Raw genomic sequence first — 18,822 nt, forward strand, 5'->3', positions numbered from 1 at the left:
CGAGGGAATATATGAACAAGAATAAGAAAAAACCGAATCCGATCGATATTCATGTCGGAGGTCGGATCAGGCTAAGAAGAAACATGCTTGGCATGAGCCAGGAAAAGCTTGGCGAAAGCCTGGGTATAACTTTCCAGCAAATCCAGAAATACGAGAAGGGTACGAATCGCGTCGGCGCCAGCCGGCTGCAGGCAATAGCTTCGGTTCTCAGCGCTCCGGTGTCGTTCTTTTTTGAAGGCGCGCCGGGCGAGGAAAATGAGGCCGGAAGAGGCATGGCGGAGGACGGGGCGGACTTTGTCGTCGATTTTCTCAACAGCAGCGAAGGCGTTCAACTGAACAGGGCCTTTGCAAAGATTTCCGATCCGAAGGTGCGCCGCCGGATCATTGACCTGGTCAAGGTGCTGGCCACCGATAATCCGGATTGAGGGCTTTTCTCCTCGCCATCAATGAAACCGCTCTCAGGGCGTAGCTGAACAACGGGGAATGGAAAATCCGTTCCCCGTTTTGTTTTGCGCCGCAACCGTTGTGCTTGACCTGAGAGGTTCAGCTTGGCTAACAGGGGAGCGCCTGTTGCCGACAGATTGATCGGCTTCTTCTCAGAGGGGATACCCGTGGCGCGCAAGAACTACCTCTTTACAAGTGAATCCGTTTCCGAAGGCCATCCGGACAAGGTCTGTGATCGCATCTCCGATGAGATTGTCGATCTGGTCTATCGGGAAGCCAAGAAATCCGGCATGGACCCGTGGAAGGTTCGTGTTGCGTGCGAAACGCTGGCGACGACCAACCGCGTCGTGATCGCCGGCGAGGTGCGCGTTCCCGATACGCTGCTCAAGCGGGACAAGAAAACCGGTGAGGTGGCTACGGATTCGAAGGGCAACCCGCTCATCAACCCGTCACGATTCCGCTCGGCTGCGCGCCGCGCCATCCGTGCCATCGGCTACGAACAGGACGGTTTTCACTGGAAGACCGCGAAGATCGATGTTCTCCTGCACGGTCAGTCGCCGGATATCGGCCAGGGCGTCGACAATGCAGCCGACCGACAGGGTGAAGAAGGCGCGGGCGATCAGGGCATTATGTTCGGCTATGCCTGCCGTGAGACGCCTGACCTCATGCCCGCACCGATCTATTATTCCCACAAGATCCTGCAGCTCCTCGCCGACGCCCGCAAATCGGGTGAAGGCGATGCCGCAAAGCTCGGCCCCGACGCCAAGGCGCAGGTCACCGTGCGTTACGTTGACGGAAAGCCGTCTGAGGTAACCGAGATCGTCCTGTCGACCCAGCATCTGGACACTTCGTGGGACAGCGGCAAGGTGCGGCAGGTCGTCGAGCCCTATATCCACGAGGCGCTGTCTTCCGGCGGCATTACGGTTGCAGCAAACTGCAACTGGTACATCAACCCGACCGGGAAATTCGTCATTGGCGGTCCCGATGGTGATGCAGGTCTTACCGGCCGCAAGATCATCGTCGACACCTATGGCGGTGCGGCCCCTCACGGCGGCGGTGCTTTCTCGGGCAAGGATACGACCAAGGTCGACCGGTCCGCGGCCTATGCCGCGCGCTACCTCGCCAAGAACGTGGTCGCGGCCAATCTCGCCGAGCGCTGCACGATCCAGCTTTCTTACGCCATTGGTGTTGCCCAGCCGTTGTCGGTCTATGTGAACCTGCACGGCACGGGCCGTGTTTCGGAAGAAGAGGTCGAGATCGCGATCCGCGAGGTGATGGACCTGTCGCCGAGTGGCATTCGCCGTCATCTGGACCTCAATCGCCCGATCTATGCCAAGACAGCCGCCTACGGTCACTTCGGCCGGAAGGCCAGCCGTGACGGCTCGTTCTCCTGGGAGCGGACCGATCTGGTGAAAACTCTCAAACAGGCAGTCGCAAAAGCTGCCTGAGCGGCTTTGCCAGTAGCGGAAAGACCTGATGGCTGAAGAGCGGCGCAAACGGGCTACCGAAGCCTTCTTCGGCCGTCGTCATGGAAAGCGTCTGCGTCCCAGACAGGACGCGGCGCTTGCCGCACTTCTCGACAGGGCGCTGATAAAGCTCGATGCGGCGTCGCACAATGTGGCGGCGTTGTTCCCATCACCCGTGGAGGGGATCAGACTTGAGATCGGCTTCGGTGGCGGCGAGCATCTGCTCAGCGAACTGGCGCGCTACCCGCGCACGGGCTTCATCGGCGTGGAGCCGTTCGTCAACGGTATGGCGAAGCTCGCCTCTGCTGTCGATGAGCAGGGCGGTGTACCGGCAAACCTGCGGGTCTACAATGATGATGCGACTGCACTGCTGGACTGGCTGCCTGAAGCGTCGATCGCAGAGATAGACCTGCTTTATCCGGACCCCTGGCCCAAGAAGAGGCACTGGAAACGCCGGTTCGTAAACCGGGCGAATCTCGACCGCTTTGCCCGCGTGCTAAAACCGGGTGGCCGTTTCCGCTTCGCGTCGGACATCGATACCTATATCGACTGGACGCTCCTGCACTGCGAGGCACATCCCGCGTTTCGCTGGGAGGCGGGAAGCGCCGATGACTGGCGCAGGCCCTATGACGGCTGGCCGGGCACAAGATACGAAGCAAAGGCGATCCGCGAGGGGCGGACACCCGCCTATCTGACCTTCCTGCGGGTCTGAGCGCCGATCTTATCTGCCGCGCATTCCATAAAACTGTTCGGGATCGATGCCGAGGCGGCGAAGATCCGCATCCTGCGCGCGACGGCGATTGCGCACTGCGGCAGAAACCGCCACGGCACTCTCGATCACGCCAAAAAACTCACCGATTTCCGTCACGAATTTACGTGCAGACATGGTTCTTCCTTTCATTGTGCGATGCAGCATAACTTAAGGCGGCTCTGGACCGTGGAGAAGCGACGATCTGGCAGGGCAGCCATGCGTTTGTGCGGCGCATCATGATTTTTCGCGGCGTTTGGATCGCTAGGGGGTTTTCATGCACCGCTCTTGAAAAGAACTGCCATCTCGGCTATATCCAGCTCAAATTCTTGGTCGCTATGACGGAGAGTGGGTCCCGCCGGTCCCGCTCTTTTTTGTTAGATGCGGCCGTCCGGAGGTTGGATGACGGCAGTTTCAGAAGACAGGAATGGCGATGATCGCCTGATCCGCGAAAGCGGCATTGAGGCGCGGGTCGCTGCGATCATCATTCCTGTTCTGGGTGCGATCGGATATCGCCTGGTTCGTGTGCGCATGACCGCGCAGGATGGCGCCACCCTGCAGATCATGGCCGAACGGCCCGACGGCAGCATGACCGTCGAAGACTGCGAGGAAGTCAGCCGCGCGCTTTCGCCCGTGCTTGATGTCGAAGACCCGATCGACACGGCCTATCAGCTCGAAATTTCCTCGCCGGGCATCGACCGGCCGCTGGTGCGCACCACGGATTTCGCTGCCGCCGAGGGGCATCTGGTCAAGATCGAGACGGCCGTGCTGCTTGACGGGCGCAAACGCTTCCGCGGCTTTGTCGTTGAGAGCGACGGGGAAACCGTGACGATCGAGCCGGAAACGGCCGAGGAAGAAGGGGACGAGGATGTCCTCTTTGGAATTCCCTTCGAGGCAATCGCCGAAGCACGGCTGGTCCTGACGGACGAGCTGGTGCGCGACGCCCTGAAGCAGGACAAGGAAGAGCGCCGCGAGCGCAAGCGCAATCGCCGCCCTTCCGCATCGGAAAGGGCCGCCCAGCGGTCCGCAAAACAAAACGCAACTGAGCCGGCCGGGGACGAAACCCCCGGAACCCACGCCGAAGGAGAGTGACATGGCAGTCAGTGCGAACAGGCTGGAGCTTCTCCAGATCGCCGACGCGGTGGCCCGCGAGAAGTCCATCGATAAGCAGATCGTCATCGCCGCCATGGCCGACGCCATTCAGAAGGCCGCGCGGTCGCGTTATGGTCAGGAGACCAATATCCGCGCCGACATCAACCCGCAGACGGGTGAGATGAAGCTTCAGCGCCTGATGGAAGTCGTCGAGAATGTCGAAGAGCCGGCACGCGAAATTTCCGTCAAGGATGCGCGCACGCGCAATCCCGACGCACAGCCGGGCGATTTTCTTGCCGAGCAGCTTCCGCCCATGGATTTTGGCCGCATCGCGGCCCAGTCTGCCAAGCAGGTCATTGTGCAGAAGGTGCGCGAAGCCGAGCGTGACCGTCAGTATGACGAGTATAAGGACCGCATCGGCGAGATCGTCAACGGCACGGTCAAGCGCGTCGAATACGGCAATGTCATCGTCGATCTCGGCCGTGGCGAGGCGATCATCCGCCGCGACGAGCTGATCCCGCGCGAAATCTTCAAATATGGCGACCGCGTCCGCGCCTATGTCTATGACGTGCGGCGCGAGCAGCGCGGCCCGCAGATCTTCCTGTCGCGCACGCATCCGCAGTTCATGGCGAAGCTCTTCACCATGGAAGTGCCGGAAATCTACGACGGCATCATCGAGATCCGTTCGGTGGCCCGCGATCCGGGCTCGCGCGCGAAGATCGCGGTCATCAGCCACGATTCCTCGATCGATCCGGTCGGCGCGTGTGTCGGCATGCGCGGCAGCCGCGTTCAGGCGGTTGTCGGCGAGCTTCAGGGCGAGAAGATCGACATCATTCCGTGGAATGAGAATGCGGCTTCCTTCATCGTCAACGCATTGCAGCCGGCCGAAGTCGCCAAGGTGGTGCTCGATGAGGATGCGGAGCGCATCGAGGTTGTGGTGCCGGACGATCAGCTTTCGCTGGCCATCGGTCGTCGCGGTCAGAACGTGCGTCTTGCCTCGCAGCTTACGGGCTGGGACATCGACATCCTGACCGAGGAAGAAGAGTCGAGCCGCCGCCAGAAGGAGTTCACCGAACGCTCCGCCCTGTTCATGGAAGCGCTCAACGTTGACGAGATGGTCGGCCAGGTGCTCGCCTCAGAGGGGTTCACCAGCGTCGAGGAAGTCGCCTATGTGGAATCGGGCGAAATCGCATCCATCGACGGCTTCGACGAGGAAACCGCCGAAGAGATTCAGATGCGCGCACGCGAATATCTGGAGCGTATCGAGGCCGAATTCGACGCAAAGCGTCAGGAACTCGGCGTTCAGGACGAACTGCGCGAGATTCCGGGCATCACCACCGCGATGATGGTGGCGGTCGGCGAGGATGGCGTGAAGACCATCGAGGATTTCGCCGGCTACGCCGTGGACGATCTGGTCGGCTGGAAAGAACGCAAGGACGGCGAGACCACGTTCGAGCCGGGCGTCTTCTCCAAATTCGATGTCTCGCGCGCCGAAGCCGAGCAGATGGTTGTGGCCGCGCGTCTCAGGATGGGCTGGATCACCGAGGAAGACCTCGCTGCCGAGGCTGAAGCCGAGGCAGAAGAGGGTGAGGAAGGCGCGGAAGCTGCCGAGGGCGCGCAGGCGCCCGAGGCCGCCGAAGGCGCGGAAGCCTGATATGGGCCTTGTGGAGCGCATGGCTGTCCCCGTGACGTCTGTGGTGCGCTTCGCAGGCCTTGTTTCGCCGCATTCCTGCGGAGCCGCGTGATGGCACGCGGCAGCAGGATGCTCTGGAGTTGTTGTGGACGATATGAACGATCGCACATGCATTGTCTCGCGCAAGGCGCGGCCCGCGGAGGACCTGATCCGGTTCGTCGCGGGGCCGGACGGCATGGTCGTTCCCGATCTGAAGCGCAAACTCCCCGGGCGCGGATGCTGGGTTACGGCTGACCGGGTGCATGTTGACAAGGCGGCCGCGAAAAACCTTTTCGCCCGCGCTCTGAAAACCTCGGTCACCCCGCCTGAAAATCTGGGCGCGCTGGTCGATGATTTGCTTTCAAAAGCCGCTCTGGGTGCTCTTGGGCTTGCGCGGAAGGCCGGAGCCGTGGCATTGGGTGCTGCGAAGGTCGAGGCATCGGTGCGCAGCGGCAAGGCCTATGGTGTGCTGCACGCTCGTGAAGCCTCGCATGACGGAGTGCGCAAGATCACGGCCGCTCGTCATGCAGTGGCCCATCTGGGCGGACCGGCTATCCCGGCTTACAAACTCTTTTCCGAAAAAGAAATGAGTTTGGCATTGGGGGCTACAAATGTGATACATGCTGCCGTGTTCGGGCGGGACGCGGGCAAGGCGGCGCTGAAACGCGTTAGTGCGCTCGAGACTTTTCGAGGCGAATGCGCGGACAAACCGGCAGCGGTTGCAATGGGCACCGCAGAGGATGTGGAATGACGGATACGAAAACCGGTGACGACAAGACGCTGAGCGTCGAAAAGAAGAAGACGCTGACGCTGAAGCGGCCCTCCGTTGAGCAGGGCACCGTGCGGCAGAACTTCTCGCATGGACGCTCCAAGTCTGTCGTTGTCGAGACGAAGAAGCGCAAGTTCTCGCGGCCGGATGAGCGCCCCGAGACGACACCTGCGCCTGCGCCGGCCCCCGCAGCGGCGAAGCCGAAGCCTGCTGCGCCTCAGCCCGCGCCGCAGCGTCAGCGCGAACGTCCGCGCCCGGCGCCGGGCGGCAACCGATCTGGAGTGGTCCTCAACGAGCTTTCCAAGGACGAGATCGAGGCGCGCCGTCGCGCCCTGCAGGATTCGAAGGTGCGCGAGGCCGAAGAGCGCCAGCGTGCCGCCGAGGAGGCCAAGCGCCGCGCGGAAGAAGAAGCCCGCCGCGAGCGCGAGCGCGAGGAATCCGCACGCCGTCAGGCCGAGGAAGAAGCCCGCCTGAAGGCGGAAGCCGAAGCCCGGCGTGAGGCTGAGGAAGAAGCGCGTCGCCGCGCGCCGCCGCCTGCCGAGACGAAGCCCGAGCCCGATGTGGATTCCGACGACGAGGCCCGCTCGAAGAGCAAGGGCGCACCGGTCAAGCGCGCCGCGCCCAAGCCGGAGACCCCGCGCCCGGCGACCAAGCCGCGCGGAGACGATCAGCGCCGTCGTGGCAAGCTGACGCTCAATCGTGCGCTGTCCGATGATGGCGAAACACGTGGACGCTCACTGTCGTCCATGCGCCGGCGTCAGGAGAAGTTCAAGCGCGCTCAGCATCAGGAGCCGCGCGAGAAGATCTCCCGCGAGGTCGTGCTGCCCGAGACGATCACCATCCAGGAACTTGCTCAGCGCATGGCCGAGCGTGCCGTCGACGTTATCAAGTTCTTCATGAAGCAGGGCCAGATGATGAAGCCCGGCGACGTGATCGATGCGGATACCGCCGAACTGGTGGCTGAAGAGTTCGGTCATACCGTGAAGCGCGTTGCCGAGTCCGACGTCGAAGAAGGCCTTTTCAACGTGGAAGACAAGGCAGAGGACCTGAAGGGACGCCCGCCGGTTGTCACGATCATGGGGCACGTCGATCACGGCAAGACCTCGCTGCTCGATGCAATCCGCCATGCGAATGTGGTGTCCGGCGAAGCCGGTGGCATCACGCAGCATATCGGTGCCTATCAGGTCGAGAAGAACGGCCAGACCATTACATTCCTCGACACCCCTGGTCACGCCGCCTTTACGGCGATGCGCGCCCGTGGTGCCGACGCAACGGACATTGCCATTCTGGTGGTGGCTGCCGACGACAGCGTGATGCCGCAGACCATTGAGTCCATCAATCACGCCAAGGCTGCCGGTGTGCCGATCATTGTTGCCATCAATAAGATCGACAAGCCTGCGGCCGATGCCAACAAAGTGCGGACCGAACTGCTGCAGCACGAGGTTTTCGTCGAATCCATGGGTGGTGAGGTGCTCGATGTCGAGGTTTCTGCCGTCAAGGGAACCAACCTCGACAAGCTGTTGGAAGCCATTTTGCTGCAGTCCGAGGTTCTTGAGCTCAAGGCCAATCCTGATCGTCCCGCCGAAGGTGTCGTGATCGAGGCAAAGCTGGACCGCGGCCGTGGTTCGGTTGCCACGGTTCTTGTCCAGGCGGGCACGCTGCGCACCGGTGACATCATTGTGGCCGGCAACGAATGGGGCCGTGTTCGCGCGCTCGTCAACGACCGCGGCGAACAGCTCAAGGAGGCTCTGCCCTCCATGCCGGTCGAGGTCCTCGGCCTCCAGGGTACGCCGCAGGCGGGCGATCGCATCGCCGTGGTGGAGAATGAAGCCCGCGCGCGCGAGATTTCCGAATACCGCCAGCGTCTGGCCCGCGAGAAATCCGTTGCCCGTCAGGCTGGGCAGCGTGGTTCGCTCGAGCAGATGATGTCACAGCTTCAGACCAGCGGCCTCAAAGAGTTCCCGCTTATCATCAAGGGCGACGTGCAGGGCTCCATCGAGGCCATTGCCGGTGCGCTCGACAAGCTGGGCACCGACGAAGTCCGCGCACGCATCGTTCATGCGGGCGCCGGTGCTATCACGGAAAGCGACGTGTCGCTCGCCGAGACCTCCGAGGCCGCGATCATCGGCTTCAACGTCCGCGCCAACAAGCAGGCGCGCGATGCGGCTGAGGCTGCCGGGATCGAGATTCGCTACTACAACATCATCTATGACCTGGTGGATGATATCAAAGCGGCCATGTCGGGCCTCCTTTCTCCGGAGCGCCGCGAGACCTTCCTCGGCAATGCCGAGATCCTCGAGGTCTTCAATGTGTCCAAGGTGGGCAAGGTCGCCGGCTGCCGAGTCACCGAAGGCAAGGTGGAGCGTGGTGCCGGCGTGCGCCTGATCCGCGACAGTGTGGTGATCCACGAAGGCAAGCTGAAGACGCTCAAGCGCTTCAAGGACGAAGTCTCAGAAGTGCCGGCCGGTCAGGAATGCGGCATGGCGTTCGAAAACTACGAAGACATTCGCCCCGGCGATGTCATCGAGGCCTATCGCGTCGAGATGGTCACGCGCACGCTCTAGATCGCCGTGCGTCCATTCGGACGCACAAAGGACGATCTAGGTTTTTGATGGAGCATCGGAATGACCCGAAAACCGGTTTCCACTTTTCGGTCCGATGCTCTAATGCGCGTACGTTTGGAACAGCCAGGATGGGGCACTTGATGCCCCATCTCGCTTTCCGGCGTCAGACGCTTCCGCTTTCATAATTTGCCGATATCCGCGATGCGGATACAATAGGGCTTTCCCCGCAAGAAGGTGCTCCATGCCGTCTTCCGCTCCCTCTCAACGCCAGCTTCGCGTCGGCGAGCAGGTGCGTCACGCAATCGCGCAGGCTCTGCAGCGCGGCGATGTGAGCGACGATGCGCTCGCAAACACCGTGGTTTCCGTGTCTGAAGTGCGTATGTCACCGGACCTGAAAATCGCCACCGCCTATGTCTCGCCGCTCGGCGCGGCCGACAAGGATGCGGTCGCGGCAGCTCTGAACCGCCATGCGCGCTTCCTCCGCGGACGCATCACACCGGCGTTACGGCAGATGAAATACATGCCGGAACTGCGGTTCCGCGTGGACGACAGTTTCGAGAATTTCAACAAGATCGATCGCCTTTTGAAGTCGCCGGAAGTGGCCCGCGACCTGAAGGATGACGACGCGAATGAGGATGATCTTTGATGGCGCGGCGCGGCAAGCGGAAGGGACGCCGTATCAACGGCTGGCTGATCCTCGACAAGCCGGCCGGCATGGGGTCGACAAGCGCTGTCTCGAAGATCAAATGGCTGTTCAATGCGGAAAAGGCGGGCCATGCCGGCACGCTCGACCCGCTTGCATCCGGCATGCTGCCCATCGCTCTGGGCGATGCAACGAAAACCGTTCCGTTCGTCATGGACGGAGCGAAGGTCTATCGCTTCAAGGTTGCCTGGGGCGAGGAACGGGCCACCGACGACCTGGAAGGCCCGGTGACGAAAAGCTCTGACGAGCGCCCGACCGAAGAAGCCATTCGCGCCCTGCTGCCGAACTATACGGGCATCATCATGCAGACCCCGCCGCAGTTTTCCGCCGTCAAGATTGACGGTGAACGCGCCTACGACCTCGCCCGCGAGGGCGAGACGGTCGAGATCGCGGCGCGCGAGATTGAGGTGGGCCGGCTCGACCTGGTTTCCTTCACGCCCGATGATGCCGTGTTCGAGATCGAGTGCGGCAAGGGCACCTATGTGCGCAGCATCGCCCGCGACATGGGCCGCGACCTGGGGTGCTACGGCCACATTGCAGAGCTGCGCCGCACCGAGGTCTATCCTTTCCTTCCCGATCAGCTCGTGGAACTGCCGGCGCTTGAGGAGGCGGCGACGGAAGGGGACCGCGAGGCCGGCGAATTCGCTGCGCTCGACGAATATCTTCTCGATATCGCCACGGCTCTCGAGGGCCTGCCGGAGGTCGCCGTTACCGACGATGCGGCGGCGCGCATTCGCCTGGGCAACCCGGTGATCGTGCGCGGCCGTGACGCTCCGGTCGAGGCGCCGGAAGCCTGGGCCAGCGCGCGTGGCCGCCTGGTGGCGCTTGGTGCGGTTGAGGCGGGCATGTTCAAGCCCAAGCGTGTTTTCGCCATGTAAGATACGTTGCCGGTTGATTTCATGTGATCAACGAGGCAACCCTTGGGCGTTTCGTGCATTATGTACCGAAACGATCATTGGGACGGGCATTGAATGCAGGCGAAAGACAGTGCGCCTTCGGAAACGTGGTCAGAGCGCATAAGGGCTTTCGCATCAGGCCCGAAACCCATCGGCTTTTTTCTGTTTCTGCTGATTGCGGTGACCATAATCCCCGCCATCGGCGTTTCAGTCGTTCTGCTTCAGCGCAACAACGAGGCACAGCGCGAGGTCGTGACCACGCTCGCCGAGGCCATGGCCGGCTCGATTGCCGAGGCCGTGGACCGCGAACTGAGCGGCATGTCGACCACGCTGCGCGTGCTTTCGACAACCCCCTCCCTTGCCAGTGGCGACCTGAAGGATTTTTACGACCGCGCGAGGCTGGCTCTTGCCGGCAGCGGCTCGTATCTGCGCGTGCTGGATGAAAACTACAGGCTGCTGATCAACACCGGCGTGCCCTTTGGCGAACCCCTGATGCCCCTAAACGAACCGGAGACGGCCCGGGCGGCGTTGAAGGGAGGGGTAACCATCACCTCGGGTGTGTTCTTCGGAAAACTGGACGGCAAGTGGAGCTTCAAGGTCGTGAAGCCGTACTTCCCCGAGAACGGCCCCCCACGCATCCTGGTGATGACACGAAACGCGGACACGCTTGTGGATGTGCTGTCTCAGCAGATGCTTCGCGGCGGCTGGAATGCCTCGGTGGTCGATAAGAACAACATCGTGGTGGCCTCGTCTTTCATGTCTTCCGATGTCGGAAAGACGTTTTTTCTGAATTTGGACGGAACGGGCATTCAACATGAAGCCGAACCGGCGGAAGGGCGTGAGGGGGGCACCTACACGGCAATCATCGGTGAATCCGGCGTCAGCGGGTGGAAGGCGGTGGTGTGGGCGTCCACCAAGACCATAGAAGAGCCGATGCGCCATTCGTTGCGCATGCTGCTGGCCGGAGGACTGCTCGTCATTGCCATCGGGGCGTTCGCGGCCTGGTTGCTTGGGCGACAGATCGCTGGCCCCGTGCGTCGGCTGGCGCGCGATGCGCGGCGGCTGGGCGCCGGCGAACCCGTTCATGCGATCGAGTACCCGATCGCAGAAGTGGCCACCGTATCTTCGGCTCTGGCGGAGGCTGCGCTCGATCGGGAGCAGGCGGAGAACGAAATCCGCCTTCTCATGCGCGAGGTCGCGCACCGCTCGAAGAACCAGCTGACCGTGGTGTCCTCCATGGCCAAGCAGACTGCACGCAGCTCCCGCACATTCGCCGGTTTCCAGGATGCATTCCAGAAACGCCTGCACGGGCTGGCGCGCTCGACCGACCTTTTGATTGCGGGTGGCGCTGCCGGTGTGGAACTGCGTGAACTGCTGGCGGCACAGGTCGACCCTTTCCGGCCCGATAGCGCCGAACGCCTGAAAATGACCGGCCCGAAATTCCGGCTCGCCAACCAGCCTGCGCAGACGGTCGGCCTCGCGGTCCATGAACTTGCAACCAATGCTTCCAAGTATGGCGCGTTTTCCACCAGCACCGGCAGGCTCGAAATTTCCTGGAAGGTCAAGGATGACACTCTGACCCTGACCTGGCGGGAGTATGTTTCGAAAGGGCGCCGCCGCAATGTCCGCCGCCGTGGGTTCGGAACGGAGATCATCGAGCGCATGGTCGGCGGCACGCTTGATGCCGAAATATCGCGTGTCTTCCATCGTGACGGGCTGGAATGCGTGTTCAGGATTCCGGTCGACAGGCTGGTGCCGGATTCTCTGAAAAATCCTTCCCCGACAGGCGAAGACGATTGAGCGCAACGGCACTGTCAATGTTTGGGCTGGTAATCGCGCGCGATTTCGCATATATGCCAGCCATCATTGCGCCTTGAATGCGCATTGTTACATGGCCCCGGCTGGACGACATCCCGGCTGAGGGCGTCCCTTTTCCCTAAATTCGAGAAAGGAAACCGATGTCGGTTACTGCAGAGCGTAAACAGGATTTGCTGAAAGAATTTGCCACCGCCCAGGGCGATACCGGTTCTCCGGAAGTCCAGGTCGCTATTCTGACCGAGCGGATCAAGAACCTCACCGAGCACTTCAAGGACCACAAGAAGGACAACCACTCCCGTCGTGGTCTCCTGAAGCTCGTCTCCCAGCGTCGCCGTCTTCTGGACTATCTGAGAAAGAAGGACGAAGGCCGCTACAAGACGCTGATCGAGAAGCTCGGAATCCGGCGCTAAGCTGAATTGGCCGGCGGATACCAACGGGTGTCCGCCGGTCTTGTTTGGGCATGCGGTGTATTTGTGTGCCCGACGGCTCCGGCCAGGTGCGTAAGCGAAAGCGGTTTGCCGCCATCCCGCACCCGATAGTCGGATAGCCGGGGCCCCAATGGACAGGTCATGGGGCAGGATTGCAGGATGCTTGCGGCCGCGACGGCCGGGAAACGAGCCTCCCGTTGTCTTGCCCGTGGCTCGTCCGAAAAACGAAGCGAGCCCGAAGGGAAAACGCCGCCAGATGCTGGCGCGCCCTTCGGCACAAAAGGACAAGATATGTTTAAGGACCACAAAGTAGAGATCGAATGGGGTGGGCGTCCGCTTACCCTAGAAACCGGCAAGATTGCCCGTCAGGCAGACGGCGCAGTGCTCGCCACCTATGGCGAGACCGTTGTTCTCGCAACCGTCGTTTCCGCGAAAGAGCCGAAGGCAGGCTTCGACTTCTTCCCGCTGACCGTCAACTACCAGGAAAAGACCTTTGCCGCCGGCAAGATCCCGGGTGGCTACTTCAAGCGGGAAGGCCGTCCTAGCGAGAAGGAGACGCTGGTCTCCCGTCTGATCGACCGTCCGATCCGCCCGCTCTTCGTCGATGGCTACAAGAACGACACCCAGGTCATCGCCACCGTGCTGCAGCACGATCTGGAGAATGATCCGGACATCGTCGCCATGGTTGCCGTTTCCGCAGCGCTCACCCTCTCCGGCGTTCCCTTCATGGGCCCGATCGGTGCAGCGCGCGTTGGCTACATCGGTGGCGAGTACATCCTCAACCCGCATGTCGACGAGATGGAAGAGACCAAGCTTGACCTCGTCGTCGCCGGTACGGGCGATGCGGTTCTGATGGTGGAATCGGAAGCCCAGCAGCTTCCCGAGGACGTCATGCTCGGCGCCGTTATGTTCGGCCACAAGAACTTCCAGCCGGTCATCGACGCGATCATCAAGCTCGCCGAAGTTGCCGCCAAGGAACCCCGCGACTTCACGCCGCCGGATCTCTCCGAGCTCGAAGGCGAGATGCTCAAGATCGTCGAGAACGATCTGCGCGAAGCTTACAAGATCACCGACAAGCAGCAGCGTTACGACGCCGTTGACGCCGCCAAGGCGAAGGTGAAAGAGACGCTTCTGCCGGAAGGCGAGGAAGAGACCAAGTGGTCGGCCGAGCAGGTCAACACCGTCTTCAAGAGCCTGCAGGGCAAGATCGTTCGCTGGAACATCCTCGACACCGGCGGCCGCATCGACGGACGCGACCTCAAGACGGTCCGCCCGATCGTGGCCGAGGCAGGCATCCTGCCGCGCACGCACGGTTCCGCGCTCTTCACCCGTGGTGAGACGCAGGCCCTCGTGGTCGCCACGCTGGGCACCGGCGAAGACGAGCAGTTCATCGACTCGCTCACCGGCACCTACAAGGAAGCCTTCCTCCTGCACTACAACTTCCCGCCCTACTCCGTTGGCGAGACGGGCCGCATGGGCTCGCCCGGCCGTCGTGAGATCGGTCATGGCAAGCTCGCATGGCGCGCCATCCACCCGATGCTGCCGGAAGCGGACCAGTTCCCCTACACGCTGCGCGTTGTCTCCGAGGTCACCGAGTCCAACGGTTCGTCCTCCATGGCGACCGTCTGCGGCACCTCGCTGGCCCTCATGGACGCCGGCGTGCCGCTGGCAAAGCCGGTTGCCGGCATCGCCATGGGCCTGATCAAGGAAGACGAGCGCTTCGCCGTTCTCTCCGACATCCTGGGTGATGAAGATCACCTCGGCGACATGGACTTCAAGGTCGCCGGCACGGATGAGGGCATCACCTCGCTCCAGATGGACATCAAGATCGACGGCATCACCGAGGAGATCATGCAGATCGCCCTCGACCAGGCCAAGGACGGTCGTCTGCACATTCTCGGCGAGATGGCCAAGGCCCTTTCCGAGAGCCGTGGTGAGCTGGGCGAGTTCGCTCCGCGCATCGAGGTCATGCAGATCCCGACCGACAAGATCCGCGACGTGATCGGTTCCGGCGGCAAGGTGATCCGCGAGATCGTCGAGAAGACCGGCGCCAAGATCAACATCGAGGACGACGGCACGGTGAAGATCGCTTCGTCCAACGCCAAGGAAATCGAGGCGGCGAAGAAGTGGATCCACTCCATCACGGCAGAGCCGGAAGTGGGCGAGATCTACGAAGGCACGGTCGTCAAGACCGCCGACTTCGGCGCATTCGTGAACTTCTTCGGTCCGCGCGACGGTCTGGTGCACATCTCGCAGCTCGCGCAGGAGCGCGTTGGCAAGACCACCGACGTCGTCAAGGAAGGCGACAAGGTGTTCGTGAAGCTGATGGGCTTCGACGAGCGCGGCAAGGTTCGCCTCTCCATGAAGGTCGTCGACCAGGAGACCGGCAAGGAGATCGTGCAGGAAAAGAAGAAGAAGGAAGAGGCAGAGGACGCCGAAGGCTGATCCCGCTTCCTTTTGACTGACCAGCGGGCGCGGCCATTCAGGTCGCGCCCGTTTTCATATCCGGAACCCAAGATGAACGACACACCGCTTGCCACCCTTCTGTTTCCGTTCGAGCGCGGGCTGATCGCTCCGCCGGGCGAGGGGGAGCGTGTGCTTTTTCTGGGCGCGCCGGGCGGCCTGCTGCTGCCGTCCGACTTCTCGGGAAGCCTCACGGCCATTCAGGGCTATCGGCCCGACTATCTGGCGCTCAGCCAGGCTGGCGTGACCGTGGAGCCGGAACCGGTGGGCGAGGGCTACGACATGGCGCTTGTGCTGCTTGGCAGGCACCGCCGCGAAAACGAGCAGCGCCTTGCCGAGGCTCTGAACCGGACACGCGCCGGCGCGCTCATCATGGCCGCCTGTGCCAAGAAAGACGGCGGCGGCAGCGTGCGCAAGCGCATGGCGTCGCTGGTGGAGCTTGACGATCATGCCTCCAAGCATCATGGCGTCGTCTTCTGGCTGCGCCGGCCGGAGAGGCTGGAGCCCGAGCTGATGGCCGAGCTGAGCGCCGGCGACAGCGAGGCGGACGGTTTCACCACCGCTGCCGGTGGCTTCTCCGATGACGGCATCGATCCGGGCTCGGCGCTTCTCGTGGAGTGCCTGCCGGACAATCTGTCAGGCGCAATTGCCGATTTCGCGGCCGGCTGGGGGTATCTCTCCGTTGCAGCTTCCGAGCGCGCACCGGGCGTGAAGAGCATCGATCTTTACGAGGCGCATCACGCCTCGCTGGAGGCGGCCCGGCGCAACATGGCGGCAAGAGCGCCGCAGATGCCGGCGCGCTTCTTTTGGCAGGACCTTCTGGGCGAGCCGGTGAACGAGCGCTATGACGCAATCCTGATGAACCCACCCTTCCATCGCAGCCGGGCTGCGGAGCCCGATATGGGTCATGCGATGATCGCGGCGGCGGCAAAGGCGCTCAGGCCGCGCGGGCGGCTTTTCCTCGTCGCCAACAGGCAGCTCCCCTATGAAGAGAGCCTCCAAAAGCATTTCGCGGCACAGGGTGAGCTGCGCCGCGATACGGTGTTCAAGGTTTTGTGGGCCCGCAAGTAGCGGGTCAGTCTGATCGCCCTCAGTCGTCGCCGGTCGCCGCACTCAGCCGCTTCAGCTCTTCCATGGTGGGCATGGAAACGGTGTTGTAGCCGGAATCCACATAGTGGATTTCACCGGTGACGCCCGACGAAAGATCGGACAGCAGATAGAGCGCCGATCCGCCGATCTCGTCGATCACCACGGTCCGCCTGAGCGGCGCATTGCGCTGCTGATAGGAGAACATGTAGCGCGCATCGGAGATGCCGGCGCCTGCCAGCGTGCGCACGGGGCCCGCCGAAATCGCGTTGACGCGGATATTGCGCGGGCCGTAGTCGCTTGCCAGATACCGCACGCTTGCCTCAAGCCCGGCCTTGGCCACGCCCATCACGTTGTAATTGGGCATGACGCGGGTGGAACCGGCATAGGTCAGCGTCAGCATCTGCCCGCCATTGTCCATCAGTTCCGCCGCCTTGCGGGCAACCTCCGTGAAGGAGTAGCAGGAGATCACCATGGTGCGCACGAAGTTCTCGCGCGTGGTGTTGGCATAAAGGCCCTTTAGCTCGTTACGGTCGGAGAAGCCGATCGCGTGTACGATGAAGTCGAGCGAGCCCCACTCCTCCTTCAACCCGTCGAAGACGGAATTGATCGACGCGCTGTCTTCCACGTCGCAGGGATAAAGCAGTTTGGAGTTCACCTTCTCGGCCAGCGGCTTCACACGGCGGCCGAATGCCTCGCCCTGATAGGTAAACGCCAGTTCCGCGCCCTGCTCGGAGAGCTTCTTGGCGATGCCCCAGGCAATCGAGTGATCGTTGGCGACCCCCATGATGAGGCCGCGCTTCCCTTTCATCAAACCGTCCATGGACCTTATTTCACCCTGCGTAACGCTGGAAAACAAGCGTGGCGTTGGTGCCGCCGAAGCCGAAGGAGTTGGAGAGCACCGTATCGATCTTCGCATTGTCGATACGCTTGCGCACGATGGGCATGCCCTCGAACTCCGGATCGAGTTCGGTGATGTGTGCGCTCTCGCCGATAAAGCCTTCCTGCATCATCAGGATCGAATAGATCGATTCCTGCGCGCCGGCACCGCCGAGCGAATGGCCGGTCAGCGACTTGGTGGAAGCGATGTGCGGGATGTCGTTGCCGAACACTTCGCGCACCGCGCCCATTTCGCCGGAATCGCCCACCGGCGTCGCCGTGCCGTGCGTGTTGATGTAGTCCACCTTGCCATCGACCGTGGAAAGCGCCTGGCGCATGCACCGCACCGCGCCTTCACCGGAAAGTGCCACCATGTCGTAGCCGTCCGAAGTTGCGCCATAGCCGGTCAGCTCGGCATAGATTTTCGCACCGCGCGCCTTGGCGTGTTCCAGCTCTTCCAGAACCAGAACGCCAGCGCCGCCGGCGATCACGAACCCGTCGCGCGTCGCGTCATAGGCACGCGAGGCGGTGGCCGGCGTGTCGTTGTGTTTGGAGGACATGGCGCCCATGGCGTCGAAGAGGTTCGACATGGTCCAGTCGAGATCTTCGTGGCCGCCCGCGAACATGACGTCCTGCTTGCCCCACTGGATCATCTCCGCCGCATTGCCGATGCAGTGCGCCGAGGTCGAGCAGGCCGACGAGATCGAGTAGTTCACGCCGTGGATCTTGAACCAGGTGGCCAGCGTGGCCGAAGCCGTCGAGGACATCGCTTTCGGCACCGCGAACGGCCCGATGCGCTTTGGCGAACCCTTTTCGAGCGTCGTCTGCGCGGCTTCCACGATGGTGCGGGTGGAGGGGCCGCCCGATCCCATGATGATGCCGGTGCGTTCATTGGTGATGTCGCTCTGCTCAAGCCCCGCATCGGCGATGGCCTGTTCCATCGCGACATGGTTCCACGCACCGCCTTTTGACAGAAAGCGCATGGCGCGGCGGTCGACCAGTTCGGTCGGGTCGAGCGTGGGAGCTCCCCACACCTGGCAACGGAAGCCGTGATCGGCAAAATCCTGCGAAAAGGTGATGCCCGATTTCGCATCGCGCAGCGAGGCGGTGACCTCCTTCGCGTTGTTGCCAATCGAGGAAACGATGCCGAGGCCGGTAACGACGACGCGTCTCATGATGCTCTCCTTGGGCCGCTGCACACGGCCGCCAGTCAATGGTTGAAACTCAGGCTTCCTGCTTGGCCAGCCCGACACGAAGATCCGTGGCGGTGTAAATCTGCTCGCCGTCAGCCTTCAGCCAGCCATCGGCGGTGCCGAGAACCAGGCGGCCTTTCATGACACGCTTGAAGTCGACGCCATATTCGACGAGCTTTGTCTCCGGCGTAACCATGCCCTTGAATTTCACCTCGCCGGTCGAAAGGGCCATGCCCTTGCCCGGCAGGCCGAGCCAGCCGAGGTAGAAACCGGTGAGCTGCCAGAGCGCATCGAGGCCAAGGCAGCCGGGCATGATCGGGTTGCCGGGAAAATGGCAAGGGAAGAACCAGTGGTCAGGCTTGATGTCGAATTCGGCGCGGACATAGCCCTTGCCGAACGCCCCGCCTTCCTCCTGAATGTCGGTGATGCGATCGAACATCAGCATGGGCGGAGCCGGCAATTGCGCGTTGCCGGGACCGAAAAGGTCGCCCTGCGCGCAGGCCAGAAGGTCTTCGTAATTGTAGCTGTTTTTCGTTTGCGCCATCAATAGCCATCCCGTCGGTGGTCCCGGTCGCGCCGGAACCGTTCTTTTCATTGTCCG

At 62.2% G+C, this 18,822-nt stretch carries 17 protein-coding genes; 13 read left to right on the forward strand and 4 right to left on the reverse strand.

The window, feature by feature from the left end:
- Nucleotides 1-11 precede the first annotated feature (11 nt).
- The 3 genes from AC07E3_RS02075 (at nt 12) to trmB (ending at nt 2,622) form a co-directional block, all read left to right on the forward strand.
- The gene (locus AC07E3_RS02075) at nt 12-425 is read left to right on the forward strand and encodes a helix-turn-helix domain-containing protein (protein ID WP_336071694.1); all 414 of its coding nucleotides are present in this window, start codon (nt 12-14) and stop codon (nt 423-425) included.
- A 186-nt stretch (nt 426-611) separates the two neighbouring features.
- Nucleotides 612-1,892, forward strand: coding sequence for a methionine adenosyltransferase (gene metK, locus AC07E3_RS02080; RefSeq protein ID WP_336071847.1), 1,281 nt, complete (start codon nt 612-614; stop codon nt 1,890-1,892).
- Nucleotides 1,893-1,920: 28 nt separating this feature from the next.
- Entirely contained in the window at nt 1,921-2,622 is a 702-nt protein-coding gene (trmB, locus tag AC07E3_RS02085) for a tRNA (guanine(46)-N(7))-methyltransferase TrmB (RefSeq protein WP_478360164.1), read from the forward strand.
- Between the two features lie 9 nt (nt 2,623-2,631).
- Here trmB and AC07E3_RS02090 read toward each other — a convergent pair whose 3' ends face one another.
- Entirely contained in the window at nt 2,632-2,796 is a 165-nt protein-coding gene (locus AC07E3_RS02090) for a hypothetical protein (RefSeq protein ID WP_007010178.1), read from the reverse strand.
- Nucleotides 2,797-3,060: 264 nt separating this feature from the next.
- Here AC07E3_RS02090 and rimP point away from each other — a divergent pair, with 264 nt between their 5' ends.
- From rimP to AC07E3_RS02140, 10 genes are all read left to right on the forward strand, one after another.
- On the forward strand, nt 3,061-3,750 hold the full coding sequence (gene rimP / locus AC07E3_RS02095; protein ID WP_065817370.1) for a ribosome maturation factor RimP: 690 nt from the start codon (nt 3,061-3,063) through the stop codon (nt 3,748-3,750).
- A 1-nt stretch (nt 3,751) separates the two neighbouring features.
- Nucleotides 3,752-5,404, forward strand: coding sequence for a transcription termination factor NusA (gene nusA, locus AC07E3_RS02100; RefSeq protein WP_478360165.1), 1,653 nt, complete (start codon nt 3,752-3,754; stop codon nt 5,402-5,404).
- A gap of 133 nt (nt 5,405-5,537) precedes the next feature.
- Nucleotides 5,538-6,173: an RNA-binding protein gene (locus AC07E3_RS02105; RefSeq protein WP_478360166.1), complete on the forward strand. Its 636-nt coding sequence runs from the start codon at nt 5,538-5,540 to the stop codon at nt 6,171-6,173.
- A complete protein-coding gene (gene infB, locus AC07E3_RS02110; RefSeq protein WP_336071702.1) occupies nt 6,170-8,755 on the forward strand; it encodes a translation initiation factor IF-2 in 2,586 nt (861 codons plus the stop codon). The genes AC07E3_RS02105 and infB overlap by 4 nt, the downstream gene beginning before the upstream one ends.
- A gap of 241 nt (nt 8,756-8,996) precedes the next feature.
- Nucleotides 8,997-9,401, forward strand: coding sequence for a 30S ribosome-binding factor RbfA (gene rbfA, locus AC07E3_RS02115; protein WP_025031826.1), 405 nt, complete (start codon nt 8,997-8,999; stop codon nt 9,399-9,401).
- Nucleotides 9,401-10,336 (forward strand): tRNA pseudouridine(55) synthase TruB, encoded by a 936-nt coding sequence (truB, locus tag AC07E3_RS02120; RefSeq protein ID WP_336071704.1) that lies wholly within the window; start codon nt 9,401-9,403, stop codon nt 10,334-10,336. Before rbfA ends, truB begins: the two co-directional genes overlap by 1 nt.
- A 93-nt stretch (nt 10,337-10,429) precedes the next feature.
- Nucleotides 10,430-12,154 carry a sensor histidine kinase gene (locus AC07E3_RS02125; protein ID WP_478360167.1) on the forward strand — a complete coding sequence of 575 codons (1,725 nt, stop codon included), beginning with the start codon at nt 10,430-10,432 and terminating at the stop codon, nt 12,152-12,154.
- A 158-nt stretch (nt 12,155-12,312) separates the two neighbouring features.
- Nucleotides 12,313-12,582 carry a 30S ribosomal protein S15 gene (gene rpsO / locus AC07E3_RS02130; protein ID WP_478360168.1) on the forward strand — a complete coding sequence of 90 codons (270 nt, stop codon included), beginning with the start codon at nt 12,313-12,315 and terminating at the stop codon, nt 12,580-12,582.
- Nucleotides 12,583-12,891: 309 nt separating this feature from the next.
- A complete protein-coding gene (pnp, locus tag AC07E3_RS02135) occupies nt 12,892-15,045 on the forward strand; it encodes a polyribonucleotide nucleotidyltransferase (RefSeq protein ID WP_336071708.1) in 2,154 nt (717 codons plus the stop codon).
- A 72-nt stretch (nt 15,046-15,117) separates the two neighbouring features.
- Entirely contained in the window at nt 15,118-16,134 is a 1,017-nt protein-coding gene (locus AC07E3_RS02140) for a class I SAM-dependent methyltransferase (protein WP_478360169.1), read from the forward strand.
- 19 nt (nt 16,135-16,153) lie between these two features.
- Here AC07E3_RS02140 and fabI read toward each other — a convergent pair whose 3' ends face one another.
- Genes fabI through fabA form a run of 3 tightly spaced genes read right to left on the reverse strand, consistent with a single transcriptional unit; the run spans nt 16,154 to nt 18,765 of the window.
- A complete protein-coding gene (fabI, locus tag AC07E3_RS02145; RefSeq protein WP_336071710.1) occupies nt 16,154-16,972 on the reverse strand; it encodes an enoyl-ACP reductase FabI in 819 nt (272 codons plus the stop codon).
- Nucleotides 16,973-16,982: 10 nt separating this feature from the next.
- Nucleotides 16,983-18,203, reverse strand: a complete 1,221-nt coding sequence (fabB, locus tag AC07E3_RS02150; RefSeq protein WP_065817360.1) for a beta-ketoacyl-ACP synthase I — start codon at nt 18,201-18,203, stop codon at nt 16,983-16,985.
- Nucleotides 18,204-18,252: 49 nt separating this feature from the next.
- A complete protein-coding gene (fabA, locus tag AC07E3_RS02155; RefSeq protein WP_065817359.1) occupies nt 18,253-18,765 on the reverse strand; it encodes a 3-hydroxyacyl-[acyl-carrier-protein] dehydratase FabA in 513 nt (170 codons plus the stop codon).
- Nucleotides 18,766-18,822: the final 57 nt, after the last annotated feature.

Source organism: Nitratireductor lacus, from assembly GCF_056431025.1.

Excerpts from the sequence above, each read along its gene's own strand:
- AC07E3_RS02075 (WP_336071694.1), top strand. The coding sequence starts at position 12 with ATGAACAAGAATAAGAAAAAACCGAATCCGATCGATATTCATGTCGGA.
- trmB (WP_478360164.1), top strand. The coding sequence starts at position 1,921 with ATGGCTGAAGAGCGGCGCAAACGGGCTACCGAAGCCTTCTTCGGCCGT.
- AC07E3_RS02090 (WP_007010178.1), bottom strand. The coding sequence starts at position 2,796 with ATGTCTGCACGTAAATTCGTGACGGAAATCGGTGAGTTTTTTGGCGTG.
- rimP (WP_065817370.1), top strand. The coding sequence starts at position 3,061 with ATGACGGCAGTTTCAGAAGACAGGAATGGCGATGATCGCCTGATCCGC.
- nusA (WP_478360165.1), top strand. The coding sequence starts at position 3,752 with ATGGCAGTCAGTGCGAACAGGCTGGAGCTTCTCCAGATCGCCGACGCG.
- AC07E3_RS02105 (WP_478360166.1), top strand. The coding sequence starts at position 5,538 with ATGAACGATCGCACATGCATTGTCTCGCGCAAGGCGCGGCCCGCGGAG.
- infB (WP_336071702.1), top strand. The coding sequence starts at position 6,170 with ATGACGGATACGAAAACCGGTGACGACAAGACGCTGAGCGTCGAAAAG.
- rbfA (WP_025031826.1), top strand. The coding sequence starts at position 8,997 with ATGCCGTCTTCCGCTCCCTCTCAACGCCAGCTTCGCGTCGGCGAGCAG.
- truB (WP_336071704.1), top strand. The coding sequence starts at position 9,401 with ATGGCGCGGCGCGGCAAGCGGAAGGGACGCCGTATCAACGGCTGGCTG.
- AC07E3_RS02125 (WP_478360167.1), top strand. The coding sequence starts at position 10,430 with ATGCAGGCGAAAGACAGTGCGCCTTCGGAAACGTGGTCAGAGCGCATA.
- rpsO (WP_478360168.1), top strand. The coding sequence starts at position 12,313 with ATGTCGGTTACTGCAGAGCGTAAACAGGATTTGCTGAAAGAATTTGCC.
- pnp (WP_336071708.1), top strand. The coding sequence starts at position 12,892 with ATGTTTAAGGACCACAAAGTAGAGATCGAATGGGGTGGGCGTCCGCTT.
- AC07E3_RS02140 (WP_478360169.1), top strand. The coding sequence starts at position 15,118 with ATGAACGACACACCGCTTGCCACCCTTCTGTTTCCGTTCGAGCGCGGG.
- fabI (WP_336071710.1), bottom strand. The coding sequence starts at position 16,972 with ATGGACGGTTTGATGAAAGGGAAGCGCGGCCTCATCATGGGGGTCGCC.
- fabB (WP_065817360.1), bottom strand. The coding sequence starts at position 18,203 with ATGAGACGCGTCGTCGTTACCGGCCTCGGCATCGTTTCCTCGATTGGC.
- fabA (WP_065817359.1), bottom strand. The coding sequence starts at position 18,765 with ATGGCGCAAACGAAAAACAGCTACAATTACGAAGACCTTCTGGCCTGC.